Genomic DNA, 17,022 nt, shown 5'->3' on the forward strand with positions numbered 1-17,022 from the left:
TTTAAATCTATTATAAAAAATATTTAAAGTTAGATAATTTTAGGTTACATTTGGTAAGCCAATTTGGTAAGCCAATTTGGAAAACCAAAAAAAACATGTAAAATTTTAAATTTTAAAAAATGAAGATAATTACTCCAATTAAGCAATTTGCCTTTTCAATGGTTATGAATCTTAAATTCTTTTTTACAATAGCGGTAATAACCGTTTTTGGTGTAAATATGCATTCGCAAATAGTTACAACCGCTTCTAGCTTGCAGACCACTGTAAATACAGCCGCTCCGGGAGCCACGGTTATACTTAAAAATGGCTCATACGCTAATTTTTATGCATCCTTTACCAAAGTGGCTACGGCACAAAATCCGATTACGATTAAAGCGGAAACGGTAGGAGGTGTTACTTTAACTGGAGATTCTCGTTTTGTATTTAAAAAATCGGCCTATATTATTTTCGAAGGATTTGTATTTAATTGCACGGGCAGTAATACTTTGATAAAATTGGAGGCATCCAATAATATCCGAATTTCAAAAAATGTTTTTGAATTAAACACACCAACTTCGATAAAATGGATTGTAGTTGGGGGTACTTATAATGATTATACTTTTCAATTTTTGAGTCATCATAATAGAATAGACCATAATATTTTTAAAAACAAGCTTACCGGAGGAAATTTCATTACAATTGATGGAACTTATAACGAAGCACAAACCGAAAATTACCAGTCTCATCATGATAGAATTGATCACAACTATTTTTACAAAAACTTTCCAAGAGCTGAAAATGAGAAGGAATCCATCAGAATAGGAAATAGTCTGTTATGTAATTCCAGTGGTTTTACAACCGTTGAATTTAATTTGTTTGAGGAATGCGATGGTGATCCAGAAATTGTTTCCGTGAAATCAAATGATAATTTGATTCGACATAATACATTTAATAGAAATCATGGAACATTGACACTTCGTCAAGGCAATAGAACCCGAGTAGAAGGTAATTACTTCTTTGGAGGAGGAAAGGAAAATGCAATGTTCGAAACGCAAACAATTTATACAGGTGGCGTTAGGGTTTATGGAACAGACCATGTTATTGTAAACAATTACTTCGAAGGTTTGCAAGGAACAGTTTGGGACGCACCAATAACATTGACCCAAGGAGAAGTAATTACTGGTTCAAGTACTAATTTTAGTTTGCATTACAGACCAGAGCGTATTACTATTGCCTACAATACGTTGGTAAATAATGCGTACGGAATTGAACTTGGATATCCAAAGGCAGATGGTTCGTATAATAAAAAATTATTGGATATTAAAATTGCCAACAATTTAGTCGTTGGGTCACAAAATAATCTGGTTAAAATTTATGCGGATCAACAGGGAGGAGTTACATGGTTTAACAATATAATGTATCCAACAGAAACAGCACAGCTAGTCACCGGAGGTTCTGCGTTTACAGCTGATCAAGTTTTAGTTCAGAATCCAAATCTCTCATTAAATGGTACAATCTGGAAAGCTACAAATACATCTCCGATCATTGCAGATGCTGTTACTTCTTTAAATGTGAATGAAGATATAGATGGTCAGCCACGACCATCAATTAGCAACGCTGGCGCGGATAATTTCAGCACAGAGCTTATTACTTATTTCCCTGTAACAATTAACGATGTAGGCCCAAATTCGCCAGAAGAAAGTCTTTCTATCGTCACATCAAGTGCTCCAGCGGCCCTGCTTTACCCAAATCCCACGAAAGGATATATTGAATTGGCAATTCCATTTTTGCAAAATGAAATTGAAGTAGAATTATTTAATATCCACGGACAGGTCGTAGGAAAAGGAGTTTATCCTGTTGTTTCAGGAAGGATTCAATTAAGTCTTGACAACCAGGCTTCAGGCGTGTATTTTTTAAGGGTTAACCTAGATGGAAAGCAAGTGAATTATAAAGTAATTAAACAATAAAAGATGATATTTTATTGATAATTTTAAAAAATTTTATGATTTAATTTTTTTAATTAAAAAAAGAATGTACATTTGATTATCCAAATTGGATAACCAATTTGGATAACCAGAAAAATTATTAACTAAACCAACTAAATTATGAAATTAAAAATTAAACTTTTGCTGTTGATAGCTTTTTTGTTTAATGTAGTGGTCTTTTCTCAAAGTAGATACACATTAACAGGTAAGGTGATTTCAGCATCAGACAAGGCTCCGATTCCAGGGGTAAATGTTGTCGTTAATTCCAAAGGAGGAACTACAACTGATTTCGATGGCAATTATTCGATTTCTGTAAAAACTGGAGATCAAATTCAGTTTAGCTTTATTGGGTATAACAATCAGGTTTTTGCCATTGCCAATCAAAAAACTTTAAATGTAGTTTTAACTAGTAGTGAGAATCAATTAGAACAAGTAGTCGTAATAGGTTATGGAACACAGAAAAAGAAAAACTTAACTGGTTCTATTTCAAAAGTGACAAATAAAACTTTAGACCAAATACCTACTTCTCGTGTTGATGATGCATTGAATGGTCAGGTTGCGGGTGTGACTATTTTGCAGACGAATCCTACGGCTGGAGGAGCGCCTACCATAAAAGTAAGAGGACAAGGTTCAGTGTCTTTTGCAGGTAGTCCATTAATTGTGGTTGATGGTGTTGTGTTAGGAAATGATGCTGACTTTTTAGGAAGTTTAGATATGAATAATGTAGAATCCATTGAGATTTTAAAGGATGCCTCATCGGCTTCTATTTATGGGTCAAGAGGAGCTTATGGTGTGGTAATGATTACTAATAAAAAGGGTAAAGAAGGTAATGCTATATTTTCATACAATACTTATACAGGGTATAAATATGTGCCAAGTCAGAATATAATGTCAAGTCCAGCAAAGTGGTCGGAACGTGTTTTGGCTCAAAATAATGGTGTTTTGACTCCTCAAATGGAAATGATTAAGCGTATGGGTACTTATACCAATTGGGAGGAGGTTATGTATGATGGAGGTATGATTACGGATCATAATTTATCTATAAGTGGAGGGTCTGCCAATACAAAATTTAGAGCTTCTTTGGGTTATAATAGCGACGAAGGAGTTCAATTGACTGATGATTTCAAAAAATACAACTTCACGGTTAATTTAGACACCAAATCTGGTAAATTGGAATATGGAGTTATGTTGAATCCATCCTATACTAATCAGCGTTTGTTTGCAGCGGGTACTGGAAATATCAATTACATTCGTCAACAATCTTGGTTGCCAATTTTTCTGGATGAAAATTCTATCAAATATGTAAATCCTTCTTTTATTACTGCAAACGACATTAAAGTAGGGGATTATGCAGAAGAGAGATTTTTTACCAATTATAACCTTGCAACAAATACTTCTGGCACAGGCACAACTTCCATAACTGTCACGAATGATGGAAATTCATACGCTAACGTGGTTGAAAGAGATAACCGAGTATTTCAAACCAAAATGTATGGTAGCACTTATTTAAAATATAATTTTAATGAGCACTTTAGTTTCAAACAAACTGTTGGAGGTGATTACCGTTTGATAAAGAATGTCAATTTTGCTTCGCCTAAAGCATTTTCGGTAACAGCGGCTTCAAATGCGTCATCTTCATACGGAACGGTAACCACTACCCATTTAGCATTGGAAAGTTTGTTTGATTATCATAGAACATATGGCAAACACGATGTTTCTGTTGTGGCGGCCTATACTTATGAAGATTTTGCATCTGAAACACTCTCCCTTCTAGGTACGGGTTATACAAATGATTTGATTAAAACGATTAGTCCAACCAATGTTTCTGCTAATGGTGGTTTTACTACTCAAAAAGCGGATCGATTAATTTCATATTTATCTAGAGCAAATTATGCCTATGATGATAGATTCTTATTGTCTTTGAGTATTAGGGCTGATGGTAGTTCAAAATTTGGTTCAAACAACAAGTTTGGTTATTTTCCAGCAGCATCTGTTGGTTGGAGGCTTTCAAACGAAAAATTTCTTTCAGATAGCAAAGTTATTACTGACTTAAAAGTAAGAGCGAGTTATGGTGCAACAGGCAACAATGCAGGAATAGATGAATACGCTAGTCAAGCTGTAATTAATGCTACTGGAACTGGTTTTGCAACTACAGGAGCAACAGGATACACAGTTTCAAATCTTGCTAATGATGACCTAAAATGGGAAAAATTAGTAGAATTCAATCCTGGTATCGACGCTGCTTTTTATGGGGGTGCGTTCGGATTCTCTTTAGATTATTATCAAAGAACAAACCAAGATTTATTATTGAATTTACCTACTTCGTCAGTTACGGGTTTTTCAACTTATTTGACCAATGCTGGTGAAGTACAAAACAAAGGGTTCGAATTGGAATTGCGTTCCACTAATATAAAAAACGAGAATTTTTCTTGGACATCTTCTGCTTTGTTGTCACACAATGAAAATACTTTAATCGATTTTGAAGGGAACGATGGTTTAGTCAGTGTTGTTGATCCTAAACGTGCTGCGGAATGGATTGCACTTGAAGGACACCCAATTTCCTCTTACTATGGTTATGTGAAAACTAAAGAAATTGATCCAAAATATATTGTTAATCCAATGTACCCAATAAGCGGTCAACCTCAAGATGTTTATGTAGAAGATATTAATGGTGATGGAAAAATTACCACCGATGACAGAACTATTCTAGGTAATCCTTATCCTGATTTTGTGTGGAGTTTAACGAACAACTTCAAATATAAAAATCTGGATTTAAGTTTTATGTTCCAAGGATCTCACGGTGCAGAAGTTAGAACTCTTGATTCACAGTATATGAATAATGAGTTTAATGTTTATCAGGATTTTGCTACGACTACAGCTGCTGCTCCTGCTAATGGACTTACACCAGCTCAAACAGCTTTTCCTGATGGTGCTCTAGTACAACAAAGAATTTTCACCAGTGATGATGTTCAAGATGCTTCTTATATAGCTTTGAGAAACATCAATTTAGGATACACTTTTTCTAAAGACATTGTCAATAATTTTGGCTTATCTAAATTGAGATTTTATTTTGCTGCTCAAAACTTGATGTACATTATGGCCAAAGATTATACGGGTTATAATCCTGAAGGTATTTTTCCTGGATCAACTTCTCCGTTGACAAATGGGTATCAAGTTGGTGCTGCTCCAATCTCCAAAACAATTTCATTTGGATTAAATGTTCAATTTTAAATTTAGAATTATGAAAAAAATAAAATATACAATTTTCGGAAGCTTGTTACTTTTAGGAGTATTAACTTCTTGTACAAAAGATGATTTAGATTTGAAGCCTATATCCAGTACTTATGAAGAAGAATTTTACAAAACAGATAAAGATATTTTAGGTTTAGTTCTTGGAGTTTATGATGGATTACAAGCAATTCCTATGAGAGAGTTTACTTTAACTGAAATGCGTTCTGATAATGCAACTTCTAGAATCCACGAAGGGGAGTATCAACAATTAGAAACATTTAATGTTGATCCTACAAATTCAGTATCTGCAGGGTATTATACTGCAAACTACAATGTTATTTTTAGAGCCAATACCGTTTTAGCACATATTGATGTGATGAAAGATGCTGCTAAAAAGGTAAATTATATTGCAGAAGCCAAATTTTCTAGAGCATTGGCGTATTTTAATTTAGTACGTGCTTATGGTGAAGTTCCATTGGTTGATAAATTAGTGACTCCAACAGAAACAACCTATTTTGTTAAAAAACCAGTTGCCGATGTTTATGCTTTAATTGAAGCTGATTTTACTGGAGCAATTGCAGGATTACCATCAAGAACATCAACTACATTTGGTCGTGCGACTAAAGGAGCCGCTCAAGGATTGTTAGCAAAGGTTTATTTAACACAGTTTAAATATTCGGAAGCCTTGCCTCTTTTAACTTCTTTGATTAATGATACTAGTTCAAATAAATATTCATTGCAAACCCTGTCACCTCCTACATTAGAAGCATACAAATCTGTGTTTTATACAGAAGCTAACAATGAAATATTATTTGCTATTCCTTTTGTAAATGATAGTAGATTTGAAAGTCAAGATTTTTCAATTCAGATGACTATTGCAGGTAATGCATTGAATTATGCTACTGCTAATTTAAGAACTTTTTTGACTGTAAATTCTACCACAGATCTTAGATTTACAACTAATCTCCTTACGACTGTTGGTGCAACGAGTACATCATATGGTCAAAATAACAAATTCACAAAAAATTCCATAGTTGCTGCTCAGGCTGGTAATGACTGGATTGTATTGAGAATGGCCGATGTTCTTTTGCTGTATGTAGAGGCTGTTATGGGAACAGGAACTTCAACTAATGATGCTGCAGCAATTGCGGCCTACGATAAAGTTCGCAACCGTTCTTTTGTTGCACCTGTTGTTAGTACTTCAATTACTAAAACAATGTTGCTTGATCAAAGAAGAGTTGAATTTGCCTTTGAAAATCAACGCTTGTATGATTTGATTCGTTTTGGTATTGCGAATACTGTATTGAGTGCCTACTCAAATACTTTTACTACTACTAAAGACTTATTACTGCCTTTACCTCAATCAGAAATAAATTCGAGCAAAGGTTTGTTAGTTCAAAACCCACTATATTAGAGAAATTATTCAGTTGGGTTATATTTTGTATCAACTTTTATAACCCAGCTGATTTTAACTCCTGAGTTAAAGATTATGGAAATTCTTTTGTTGAAAAATAAAATCAATGGTTAGATTTTGACGCTTATAAATCATTCCGAAATTTCAAGAGAAAATTGAATTTAATACTGAATAATCTTGGTAAAAAATAAGGTATAAAATTTTTAACTATTGCTTATAATTCTTTTAAATAGGATTTAATTAAAGGAAAAAATACAAAAAATGGGACATAAATAAAAATTTTAAAAATTTTTAGGTTTTAATTTTTTTTAATAAAAAAAAGAAAGTACATTTGGTTATCCAAATTGGTAAACCAGTTTTTGAGCCAAAAGAAAATTATTTTTCAGATGGTTTTTATATCAATTATTTCTATTTTATGTTGGATTTTTTTGTAATTTCGCACAAACCAATCTGGTTAACCAAATTTACTTTAAATTAAAAATTATGAAATTAGAAGTACACGTTAAAAAAGATCATCGCGAGACTATGAATGGCATAATTTCAAAAATCAAGGATTATATCAATTTCAAAAATTTAGAACCAGACGATAAGCTGCCATCGGAACGAATGTTGTCTGAAAAATTTGGAGTAAGTAGGAGTAGTGTTCGTGAAGCGATACAAAAATTAGAATATTATGGCATACTAAAATCAATCCCCCAAAGTGGAACTTTTGTTGCGAATATTGGTGTAATTGCAATGAATGGTATAATAGACGATATTTTGGAATTGGAGGATTTCAATTTTAAATCGCTGGTTGAAACAAGAATTTTATTGGAACTTAAAACAGTTAGGCTAGCCGCAATAAGAAGAACGGAAGATGATTTAATAAAGATTAAGGCGGCTTTAGAAGCTTATACGACAAAAGTATTAAACGGAGAAGATGCTGTGCAAGAAGATTTGCTTTTTCATTTAGCCATTGCAAGAGCCAGTGGGAATACAACCATAAACAATTTGATGTTAATAATAACTCCCGAGATTATCACCAATTTTGGAAAACACCATGTCTGCGATGACAATCAGGCTGCAATGGGGATTAAGGAGCATACGGATATTTATGAGGCTATTATAGCCCAGAATCCACAGCTGGCAAAACAAAAAATGAAAGAACATTTTAAGGCACTATATCAGTATTGTTATAACATTGAATAATACTGCAAGGGATAAAATTATAAACAACTAAAAAAATATATAAAAAAAATTTTTAGTTTTTTCATAGCTCGATTGCCTCCTAAATACAAATTTTAGATTTTTAAAATCATGTTTTACCTTATTGAAAAATACAGGTACAGGAATTCCAAGGTTTATTTTTAATAAGAAACAGCTCTAAATAAAACATAATATAATGAAAGTTAAAGGATTAAGATGGATGATTATTGGACTAATATTTTTAGCCACGGTTATAAATTACATTGATAGAAGTGCGCTTTCTATTATGTGGGGCAATGAAAATGTTAAAGGTTCTATTTCCCAGTCATTGGGACTTACAAAAGATGATTATGGGTATATTCTAAATGTTTTTATGGTTTTCTATGCGCTTGGGCAACTTTTTTCCGGAAAATTGTTTGATAAAGTAGGGACAAGAATTGGATATGTAATCAGCATCGGTGTTTGGGGAATATCATCCTTTATGCATTCAACGGTTCGAGGCCTATTTTCAATTGCGTTTTTCAGAAGTACTTTGGGATTATCAGAAGCGGGAAACTGGCCTGGAGGCGTAAAAAGTAATGCCGAATGGTTTCCGATTAAAGAGCGTGCCATCGCTCAAGGATTGTTTAATGCAGGAGCTTCTATTGGTTCGGTAATTGCGCCACCTTTTATTGCGGCTCTTTTTGTTGCTTATGGTTGGAGAATTACTTTTATGGTTGTGGGATCTTTCGGGATTCTGTGGATTATACCTTGGTTGCTTATAAATAAAGCCGGACCTAAAAAACACCCTTGGATTACTGCAGAAGAACAAAAGTATATTTTGGAAGGACAAAGCAAAGCAGACCAAAATGCTACCGAAGATACTAAAGGATTGAGCCTTAAAGAAATTTTATCACATAGAGAATCTTGGGCAATTGTTATCGGACGTTTGTTCTTGGAGCCTATTTGGTGGTTGTTTGTGGGCTGGATGCCAATTTATTTGTTTGATGTTTACGGTTTTGACGTCAAGGAAGTAGGGATGTTTGCCTGGGTACCTTATGTGGGTGCTGCCATCGGTAGTATAGCTGGAGGATACGTTTCCGGAAAAATTATAGCAAGAACAAATTCCATTGACAAAGGAAGAAAGACCACGATATTAATAGGAGGAATCATTATGTTGATTGGGTTAATTGCAACGGTGCTTTTTGCCACGACGCCTGAACGTTTCGTTTCAATTGTATTTGTCGTATTGTTTGGTTTCCAGTTTTCAATTGGAAATGTCCAAACGTTGCCAAGTGATTTATTTAGCGGAAAATCAGTTGGTTCATTGGCCGGGTTGGGCGGAATGGTTGGCGTGTTTTCGGTTATTATCATGAACTTTTTAGTGCCTAAAATCGCAGTTGTATCCTATACTCCAATTTTTATTGCCATTGCTGTATTTGTTCCTTTAGGAATTGGAGCTATTTACTTCTTTGCACGAAACATAGAATCAGTAGAAAAATAATTAAACAAAATTTAAATTAAATAAGATGAGTAAGTTAACAGGAAAAGTAGCAGTTGTAACGGGTGCAACTGGAGGAATTGGTTTCGCAGTGGCAAAAAGATTAGGTAAAGATGGATATACAGTCGTTTTAAACGGTATAGAAGATGAAGCGGGGGCTAAAAGAGTGGCAGAACTTGCTGCAGAAGGTATTTCAGCAGAGTACTATGGTTTTGATGTGACAAATGATGTGGATGTTACGGCCAATATCAATAAAATTGGAGAAAAATACGGAAAAATAGATGTTCTGGTAAATAATGCCGGTGGTATAGGTGTTAGAGCTAGATTTGAAGAAATGACAACGGCGGAATATAAATTCGTTATGGCTTTGAATCTTGATTCAGTATTTTTTGCTTCAAGAGCCGCTATACCTTTTCTTAAAAAGGGAGAAAAAGCTTCTATCATAAACTATACATCAAATGCAGCTTGGAATGGTGCTGGTCCTGGAGCTGGTATTTACGCAACCTCTAAAGGTGGGGTGCAATCTATCACTAGAGCTTTAGCTAAAGATTTAGCAGAGTACGGAATTAGAGTAAATGCGGTATCTCCCGGTACAATAGACACCCCTTTTCACGCACAAATTAAAGCTACTAAACCTGAAGTTTTTGCTTCTTGGAAAAATACAATTTTGATGGGTAGATTAGGTGAGCCAGAAGAAGTAGCTGCTGTTGTGGCTTTCTTGGTAAGTGATGATGCATCCTTCTTGACAGCTGAAACTATCCAAATAGGTGGAGGTCAGGCTTTAGGTATATAATTAATTTGGATTATATAAAAATGCCTAATTGATTTTTAATCATTAATACATTACAAGCTAAAAGCCTGCAGCAATAAAAACACTTGTTTAATTTAAAGTTTTTTTTGATGCAGGCTTCGGCTTTTTTGGGATTGGTTCTAAAAAAAAGAGGAATCAATTTAATACTTTGCTTTAACGCTTTTAATTTTTTATAGGTCATGAAACATCTTATTTCTTTTCTTTTATTATTTTCTTCAGCTTCCCTTTTTGCGAAAGTAACATTACCCAAGTTTTTTTCAAACCACATGGTTTTACAACGTGACGCTCCCATAACAATTTATGGCTGGGCGGATGCTGGAAAAACTGTAAAAATTAACTTTAACAACACGAATATAGAGACCAAAGCCAATGCAAATGGCGAGTGGACTATTGATTTTAGGGCACAAAAAGCAGGAGGTCCTTATAAAATGGCAATTGCCGAAGACAATACAATTATTTTAGAAGATGTTTATGTTGGAGATGTTTGGTTTTGTTCTGGGCAATCTAATATGGGTTGGAAATTGGAAGATGCTTTAAATGGAAAAGAAGAACTTTCGAAAGCCAATTATGAAAAAATAAAATTGCTGCAAGTATCGAGAACTATGGCTGGTTTGCCACAAAAGGACATCGAGAAGGGACAATGGGAAACTTGTTCTCCCGAAAATGCTTTAGGATTTTCGGCTGTTGCTTATTTTTTTGGAAGAGAACTGTATCAGGAATATAATGTTCCCATTGGATTGATAAATTCTTCTTGGGGCGGTACCAACATTGAGGCTTGGATGAGTGAGGATATGATGGGGAAACACGAGTCCGCCAAAAAGGTAATTGCAGAAATGAAAAATCTCAATTTTTCGGATTTAATTAAAAATTACTACAAAGACTTTAAGAACTGGGATGCAAAAGTGGATAAACTGGATGTTGGAACGCAGCAAAATTGGTTCGATAGTACTTATGACAAATCATCGTGGAAAACCCTAAATGTGCCGACTTTTTGGGAAACAGCAAAAATAACACCAAGCAATGGTATCGTGTGGATTACTAAAACTTTTGAATTATCCCAGAAAGATTTGTCCGATAAAGAATTGCTTTTGAGCATTGGTCGCATAGACAATGAAGACATTACTTATATCAACGGAAAAGTTGTTGGTCAAAGTAGATTAAAAGATTTGGATCGTTTATACAAAATTTCTAATACAATGTTCATTGCTGGAAAAAACACCATTACCATTCGCATAAAAAACAATGGTGATATTGGCGGTTTCCGAAGTGCGAAAGAAGCTATCTACCTACAAACAGGCCAGCAAAAGATTTCTTTGGCTGGGGATTGGAAATATGAAATAGGAACCAAAACTATTGAAGAAGTTCCTGTATGGCAACATCCAAACTTATATCCAACTTCATTGTATAACGGAATGGTTGCGCCGTTTTTGGGAATCAAGATCAAGGGTGTCATTTGGTATCAAGCTGAAGCAAATTCTAAAAATGCCATTGAATATGCCGATTTATTTAAAGATATGATTACCGATTGGCGAAGTAAATGGAATTCGGATTTTACTTTCATTTTTGCCCAATTGCCCAATTATGCCAATCAAAACAATCGTTGGGTTACACTTCGTGAATCACAGGCAAAAGCATTGGAATTAAAAAATACCGGAATGGCAGTATTGATTGACGTTGGTACTGACGACAACATTCATCCAATCCACAAACAGGTTGTGGGGAAAAGAATGGCAGTGATTGCCGGAAATCTGGCCTATGGTAAAAAAGAATTGCCTGCTTCGGCTCCTATTTTTGAAAAATACAAAACGGAAGGAAATTCAATACTAGTTACTTTTAAAAACGGGATATTTGCTCCTGAAACTCCCAAATCTGGCATTAGCGGTTTCATGATTGCCGGCAACGACAATAAATTCTATCCCGCAAACGGAAAGTTGCAAAATGACATGAAAACCATAAAGTTGGGCAGCGACAAAGTTTCTGAGCCTAAAGAAGTTCGGTATCTATGGGATGACGCACCAGGAAAAGTAATGCTTTATAACAAAGACGGACTAGCAACTCCGCCTTTTAGAACTGATGGTTTGTGATTGCACTTTTTTAGATTATGTTGATTGAATACTGGATTTGTTTTGATAATTTTTAAAAATGGAATTGATGAGAAATTTGTTGTTTTTTTGTGTTGTCTTAACGTTATTTTCCTTTGGAAAAAAAGAAATCGGCAACACTATTAAAGTAAATAACCAGGAAGAGTTAAAATCCGCCGTCAAAAATGCCGTTGCTGGTGACGAAATCATTCTTGCAAATGGCGTTTGGAAAGATGTCCAGATTAAATTTTATGGAAAAGGAACGAAAGACGCCCCCATTGTTCTACGTGCGGAAACATCAGGTAAAGTAACCATTGAAGGGGTTTCTGATTTAAAAATTGGAGGAACTTATCTAGAAGTTAGAGGACTTTATTTCAAAAACGGATATACTCCGTCGAATTCCGTTATTGATTTTCGCATTGATTCCAAAACCATTGCCAATAACTGTAAAGTATTGGATTGTGTTATCGAAGATTTCACGCAACTTAATCGCAATAAAGAAGACCATTGGATAGAATTTTGGGGAAGGCACAATCAGTTAGACCATTGTTCTGTTACCGGAAAATCTAATTCGGGACCCACAATTTTGGTGGCCTTGAAAGGGAACGAACACATTAACAACTATCATCAGATTACCAACAACCACTTTGGACCAAGACCCCGTAAAGGAGGGCCGCACGGCGAAACCCTGCAAATTGGGGACAGCAATACATCAATGGCGCCATCTTATACCAATGTTGCCAATAATCTTTTTGAACGATGCGACGGCGAAGTGGAGATTATTTCGAACAAATCCAACAATAACGAATACAGAAACAACATTTTTTATAAATGCGAAGGTTCCTTGGTTTTGAGACATGGAAATTATTGCACCATCGACGGGAATATATTCATTGGCGACGACAATTCTGAATTTATGGGTGGAATACGGGTGATCAATACGGGGCACCTGATTATCAACAATTATTTTTATAAAATTAAAGGGAAAGAATTTAGAAGTGCTTTGGCAGTCATGAATGGCGTTCCTAAATCACCTCAAAACCGCTACAATCAAGTGACGGATGCAGTCGTGGCTTACAATACTTTTGTCGATTGCAAGACTCCTTGGCAGTTTAGCGTGGGTGCCAATATGGATAAAAGCGATGTTTTGCCTGCGCAAGAAATACGTTCCGCCAGACCCGACAGAATGATTGTGGCCAATAATATTATTTTTAATCATCAAGGCGATGAGTTTCCAATAAAGGCATACGACAAAGTTGATGGTGTTTTGTTCAAAAATAATTTCATCAACAGCGTCAACAAAAGTGATGTTAAAAGCGATGGACTTAAAACGCAAAACCTAGCAATGACCAAGTTGTCTGATTGGCTTTACATACCTACAGTTGACCAAAAAGAATTATATGCAGGATTTGAATTTGAGAATATAAAAAAGGATGTTTTTTCAAATAGTAGAGCGGCTGCAAATGGAACGGGGGCAATCGTTCTACCGGTTGACAAGAGCAAAGGGACAATCAATAAAAAAGCATATGGAGCACATTGGTTTTCAGATGAGGCAGTAAAAGAAACTTCTAAAACAATTCGGGTGGCTTCAGAAAATGAATTGACGGAAGCTTTGGACAAAGCGACATCCGGAACTGTAATCGAATTAAAAAAAGGGATATACAAGATTGCCGCTTCTTTGACGATTGACAAGAAAATCACGATCAAGTCCAAAGACCAAAAGAAAAGAGCCACGGTAGAATATTCGGGTCAAGCCAACACGCCAACTTTCTTGATGGGAGCCGGTGGAAATTTAACCTTGGAAAATATTATTCTCAAAGGGGAAAAGAACCAACACGCTTTTGCTACCAAGGAAAAAGAAATGTTTTCTGCCTATAATCTAAAGGTAAAAAACACGGAAATAAGCGATTTCGATGGAGTTTTGAATGCCTACAAAGATTCTTTTGCAGACACGATTTCAATAGACAATTCGGTGATTAAAAACTGCAAAAGAGGATTGAAGTTAGCAGATGAAAATGATGATCTTGGCGAATATAATGCCGAGTTTGTTTACATCACGAATTCTAAATTTGAGAATGTTCAAAGCAATATTCTAGATTATTATCGCGGTGGTTATGATGAATCCACTATAGGAGGGAACCTGGTTTTTCATAATAACACTGTTGCGAATTGCGGCAAAGAAGAGAAAAGTGGGATATTGATAAAAACACAAGGAATTGTGAATGTGGCAATTTCAAAAAATAATTTTCTCAACAATCCCATAAAATATATAGCAGTCCTTTGGGGCGAAAAAAACCAGCAACCGAAAGAAAATACAATTACAAATTCGGGAGAATTTAAAACAGAACAAAATTTAAAACAAAAAATGATGTATTAGAAACAAATAGATAGTTGGTTATCGTTAAAAGAGAATCCTAATTTGTTTTACCAAAAATACAGCTATTTGTTTATCGAACATTTTTTTAATATAAATCACAAATGATGACACTATGTGACTCGACTAGAGATAAATTAAGAAAGGTAAGTACGCCTACAATTGCAACTTGTCTTTTCAAAAAAGGATTGAAAAATCAATTTATTCAAGATGTAAGACCTTTAAAATTAGGCAAACCTACGATGGTTGGCGAAGCCTTTACTTTAAGATGCATCCCTGCACGCGAAGATCGCAATCCCATAACGGTTTTCAGAAATAGTGATCATCCACAAAGAGTAGCCGTGGAAGAATGTCCTCCGGGTCATATATTGGTAATTGATAGCCGAAAAGATGCACGCGCGGCGTCGGGTGGCGATATTTTGGTGACACGTTTAATGGTCAGGGGTGTCGCCGGAATTGTGACGGACGGAGGCTTCAGGGATTCGTCCAATATTGCGAATCTGGCCATTCCTTCTTATCATAACAGGCCTGCTGCTCCCACAAATTTGACATTGCATGAAGCGCTTGATATCAACGTTCCCATTGCTTGTGGGGATGTAGCCGTTTTTCCTGGCGATGTCTTGGTTGGCGATGACGACGGCGTTATGGTAATCCCCGCAGGCATTGTCGATGAAGTGGCAGATGAATGTATTGAAATGACGCTTTTTGAAAATTTTGTGCTGGAAAAAGTTCAAGAAGGAAGATCGGTAATTGGGCTATATCCTCCAACAAATGATAACACCTTAATTGATTTTGAGGCTTGGAAAACCACGAAAGGGAATTAATCGCTTCATTAAAAAAACCCATTAAAAAATGAATTTTAATGGGTTTTTTATGAAACAATATTTTGAAAAATTATAGTTTTGATTTTGTAAAATCACCATTAATAAGTCTCCAAATATTCCCGATATTCTCATTTTTAAGAGCCTCGGGAAGTAGTTCATTTGGATAATCCTGAAAGCAAACGGGTCTCACAAAACGTTTGATGGCACCAGTTCCCACCGATGTTGATTGAGGAGCTGTTGTTGCAGGATATGGTCCTCCGTGAACCATTGAATGACAAACTTCAACTCCTGTAGGATAACCGTTAATCAGAACTCTTCCTACTTTCAATTCCAAAATATCAAATAATTCGTTGTATTCAGCAAAATCTTTAGGTGTTCCAAAAACGGTAGCCGTTAGATGTCCTTCCAAATTTCTTGCAGCTTCAAGAATAGCTTCTTTCGACTGGGCTTCAACCAATACACTCGATGGTCCAAAATTCTCTGTAGACAAAGAATTATTTTTTATGAAATTCTCCATCGAAGTTTTAAATATTCTGGGGGTTGCACTGTTAGGTGAATTTTCTTCAAAACCAACAGCAAATTCTTCTACTTGATGAATATCCAATATTTTTTGAATCCCTTTATCATATGCCTTTTTTATGTTTGGGGTCAGCATTACTCCCGCAGGAACTTCGCTTATTTTATGTTTTAATTGATTATAGAATTTAGTGGCTCCTTCGGATTTTTGAACAAAGGAAAGTCCTGGATTAGTGCAAAATTGCCCCACACACATAGTTATTGCCCCAGCCATTCCCGTCGCAATTTCTTCCCCTCTTTCTTCAAGGATTCCAGGTAGAATAAACACTGGATTTGTACTTCCCATTTCTGCAAATACAGGAATAGGTTCAGGACGTGCATTGGCATAATCAAATAACGCTTTACCTCCAGCATGCGATCCCGTGAACCCGACTGCTTTTATGCCCGGATGTTTAACCAATGCCTCACCAACGGTTCTTGAATTTCCTTGAACCAGTGAAAAAGTGCCTTCGGGCATCCCGCAAATTTTTATTGCTTTTGAAATGGCTTCGGCAACCATTTCCGAAGTTTTAGGATGCGCTTCATGACCCTTTACGACAACAGGGCAACCGGCGGCCAAAGCTGATGCCGTGTCACCTCCGGCGGTTGAAAAAGCCAGAGGAAAATTACTCGCTCCAAATATGGCAACAGGTCCCAATGGTATCAATATGTGCCTGATGTCTGATTTTGGCAAAGGAGTCCTGTCCGGAATTGCCGTGTCTATTCTTGCATCAACCCATGAACCTTCGCGAACTACAGTTGCAAATAATTTCAACTGACTCATTGTTCTTCCTCTTTCCCCTTGTAATCTAGCGACAGGAAGACCTGTTTCCAAGTTGCATCTTTCTATAAGTGCATCACCTAAATTTAATATTTCGTCAGCAATTTGATCCAAAAAAGCTGCAATACTAATTTGATCCTTTTTTCTGTAAATATCAAATGCTGTTGTTGCTTTTTGAACAGCTTTATTAACTTCTTCTAATGTTGCATTCGTAAACTTACTTTCCAATTGTTCATTATTGGCAGGGTTTATTGCGTGAAATGTATTGCTTGTATTCATTTGTACATAGTATTTTTTAATTTATTATTCCTTGAATGGAAAT

The 17,022-nt window shown here is 35.6% G+C and carries 10 protein-coding genes; 9 read left to right on the top strand and 1 reads right to left on the bottom strand.

Features of this window, described 5'->3' with window-relative positions:
• Positions 1 to 119: 119 nt before the first annotated feature.
• From E0F76_RS05280 to E0F76_RS05320, 9 genes are all read left to right on the top strand, one after another.
• On the top strand, positions 120 to 1,946 hold the full coding sequence (locus tag E0F76_RS05280; protein WP_132002364.1) for a chondroitinase-B domain-containing protein: 1,827 nt from the start codon (positions 120 to 122) through the stop codon (positions 1,944 to 1,946).
• A gap of 138 nt (positions 1,947 to 2,084) precedes the next feature.
• A complete protein-coding gene (locus tag E0F76_RS05285; RefSeq protein ID WP_132002367.1) occupies positions 2,085 to 5,195 on the top strand; it encodes a SusC/RagA family TonB-linked outer membrane protein in 3,111 nt (1,036 codons plus the stop codon).
• Between the two features lie 10 nt (positions 5,196 to 5,205).
• The gene (locus E0F76_RS05290; RefSeq protein ID WP_165932641.1) at positions 5,206 to 6,609 is read left to right on the top strand and encodes a RagB/SusD family nutrient uptake outer membrane protein; all 1,404 of its coding nucleotides are present in this window, start codon (positions 5,206 to 5,208) and stop codon (positions 6,607 to 6,609) included.
• Positions 6,610 to 7,092: 483 nt separating this feature from the next.
• A complete protein-coding gene (locus tag E0F76_RS05295) occupies positions 7,093 to 7,797 on the top strand; it encodes a FadR/GntR family transcriptional regulator (protein WP_132002373.1) in 705 nt (234 codons plus the stop codon).
• Positions 7,798 to 7,990: 193 nt separating this feature from the next.
• The gene (locus E0F76_RS05300; protein ID WP_132002376.1) at positions 7,991 to 9,277 is read left to right on the top strand and encodes an MFS transporter; all 1,287 of its coding nucleotides are present in this window, start codon (positions 7,991 to 7,993) and stop codon (positions 9,275 to 9,277) included.
• A gap of 25 nt (positions 9,278 to 9,302) precedes the next feature.
• Positions 9,303 to 10,067, top strand: coding sequence for an SDR family NAD(P)-dependent oxidoreductase (locus tag E0F76_RS05305; RefSeq protein ID WP_132002379.1), 765 nt, complete (start codon positions 9,303 to 9,305; stop codon positions 10,065 to 10,067).
• A gap of 197 nt (positions 10,068 to 10,264) precedes the next feature.
• On the top strand, positions 10,265 to 12,169 hold the full coding sequence (locus E0F76_RS05310) for a sialate O-acetylesterase (protein WP_132002382.1): 1,905 nt from the start codon (positions 10,265 to 10,267) through the stop codon (positions 12,167 to 12,169).
• A gap of 67 nt (positions 12,170 to 12,236) precedes the next feature.
• On the top strand, positions 12,237 to 14,543 hold the full coding sequence (locus E0F76_RS05315; RefSeq protein WP_132002385.1) for a chondroitinase-B domain-containing protein: 2,307 nt from the start codon (positions 12,237 to 12,239) through the stop codon (positions 14,541 to 14,543).
• A gap of 104 nt (positions 14,544 to 14,647) precedes the next feature.
• Positions 14,648 to 15,364 (top strand): ribonuclease activity regulator RraA, encoded by a 717-nt coding sequence (locus E0F76_RS05320; RefSeq protein WP_132002388.1) that lies wholly within the window; start codon positions 14,648 to 14,650, stop codon positions 15,362 to 15,364.
• A 70-nt stretch (positions 15,365 to 15,434) separates the two neighbouring features.
• Here E0F76_RS05320 and E0F76_RS05325 read toward each other — a convergent pair whose 3' ends face one another.
• Positions 15,435 to 16,979, bottom strand: a complete 1,545-nt coding sequence (locus E0F76_RS05325; protein WP_132002391.1) for an aldehyde dehydrogenase (NADP(+)) — start codon at positions 16,977 to 16,979, stop codon at positions 15,435 to 15,437.
• Positions 16,980 to 17,022 lie beyond the last annotated feature (43 nt).

Source organism: Flavobacterium cellulosilyticum (genome assembly GCF_004349355.1).
Lineage (GTDB): Bacteria > Bacteroidota > Bacteroidia > Flavobacteriales > Flavobacteriaceae > Flavobacterium > Flavobacterium cellulosilyticum.

Coding starts and splice junctions, on each gene's coding strand:
- E0F76_RS05280 (WP_132002364.1), top strand. CDS start 120: ATGAAGATAATTACTCCAATTAAGCAATTTGCCTTTTCAATGGTTATG.
- E0F76_RS05285 (WP_132002367.1), top strand. CDS start 2,085: ATGAAATTAAAAATTAAACTTTTGCTGTTGATAGCTTTTTTGTTTAAT.
- E0F76_RS05290 (WP_165932641.1), top strand. CDS start 5,206: ATGAAAAAAATAAAATATACAATTTTCGGAAGCTTGTTACTTTTAGGA.
- E0F76_RS05295 (WP_132002373.1), top strand. CDS start 7,093: ATGAAATTAGAAGTACACGTTAAAAAAGATCATCGCGAGACTATGAAT.
- E0F76_RS05300 (WP_132002376.1), top strand. CDS start 7,991: ATGAAAGTTAAAGGATTAAGATGGATGATTATTGGACTAATATTTTTA.
- E0F76_RS05305 (WP_132002379.1), top strand. CDS start 9,303: ATGAGTAAGTTAACAGGAAAAGTAGCAGTTGTAACGGGTGCAACTGGA.
- E0F76_RS05310 (WP_132002382.1), top strand. CDS start 10,265: ATGAAACATCTTATTTCTTTTCTTTTATTATTTTCTTCAGCTTCCCTT.
- E0F76_RS05315 (WP_132002385.1), top strand. CDS start 12,237: ATGAGAAATTTGTTGTTTTTTTGTGTTGTCTTAACGTTATTTTCCTTT.
- E0F76_RS05320 (WP_132002388.1), top strand. CDS start 14,648: ATGACACTATGTGACTCGACTAGAGATAAATTAAGAAAGGTAAGTACG.
- E0F76_RS05325 (WP_132002391.1), bottom strand. CDS start 16,979: ATGAATACAAGCAATACATTTCACGCAATAAACCCTGCCAATAATGAA.